1 protein-coding gene is annotated in these 460 nt (G+C 67.4%); it reads right to left on the bottom strand.

What is annotated here, in order from left to right:
• Positions 1 to 457, bottom strand: a 457-nt coding sequence (locus tag ACLQ3C_RS21535) for an ATP-binding protein (protein WP_425707126.1), incomplete at its 3' end; no start/stop codon positions are given.
• Positions 458 to 460: the final 3 nt, after the last annotated feature.

Here is a 460-nt window from a genome sequence, read left to right as displayed (position 1 = left end):
GCCGCTTGAGTTCGTGTTCGAGGCGTCCGTCGGTGTGAGCGGCGGCCAGGCGGGCTGCCCAGCCGGTCGCGGTGTCGAAGGCGACCGGGTATCCGGCCTGGCAGGCTTTGATGCCCAGGCCGATGCCGAGGTGGGTTTTGCCGACTCCGGGCGGGCCGAGCAGGATCACGTTCTCCGCCTTGGCCACGAAACTCATCGTCTCCAGGTGCGCGAGGACGTCTCTGCGCAGTGAGGGCTGGTGATCTGCGTTGAAGTCTTCCAACGTTTTCATGGCCGGGAAGTGGGCTCCGGCGATCCGCAGCCTGGTACCGGAGGCCTCCCGGTCGGCGACCTGGCGTTGCAGGACGGCGGCCAGATACTGCTCGTGTGACCACCCTTGCTCGCGGGCGGTATCGGCGAGTTGCTCCCACACCCGCGCGATCGTCGGTGTCTTCAACACCCGCGCCAGATACGCCAGCGT

It is taken from the genome of Gordonia sp. DT30 (assembly GCF_049844915.1).
Classification (GTDB): Bacteria; Actinomycetota; Actinomycetes; order Mycobacteriales; family Mycobacteriaceae; genus Gordonia.
The sequence above is the reverse complement of the archived record's forward strand: the minus strand, read 5'-3'. Positions and strand labels throughout refer to the sequence as shown.